The organism is Bacillus hominis (assembly GCF_018332515.1).
Lineage (GTDB): Bacteria > Bacillota > Bacilli > Bacillales > Bacillaceae_G > Bacillus_A > Bacillus_A hominis.
This window is the reverse complement of record NZ_BOQD01000599.1, coordinates 1-269: the sequence shown is the minus strand read 5'-3', so window position 1 is coordinate 269 and position 269 is coordinate 1. Positions and strand designations below refer to the sequence as shown.

Annotated in this window: 1 pseudogene; it reads right to left on the bottom strand. The window is 52.4% G+C overall.

The features are described from left to right. Nucleotides 1-246 (bottom strand): annotated as a pseudogene (yafV, locus tag KI356_RS28915) (2-oxoglutaramate amidase); the annotation flags it as partial. Between the last annotated feature and the right edge of the window lie 23 nt (nt 247-269).

The following is a 269-nucleotide window of genomic DNA, read 5'->3' as shown; positions in this document are numbered from 1 at the left end:
TGCAACACTGCCTGCAATCAGCGCATTGCACTGCTGCGCCTTAGCTGTCATCCAGTTCACTACGTCATCTTGTGCTAGCGACGAAGCTGCCGCTTCCATGGCAAAGCCGCTGGTAAACATCTCCGGTAGAACGATCACATCGCGCCCGGTAATACCTTCCAGTTGACGATCAAAATGACGCAGGTTGGCAGGACCATCCATCCACACCAGTGGTTGCTGCAAAAGCGTAATCTTCAAACCAGGCACGGTGTACAACTCCTTTATGCGAA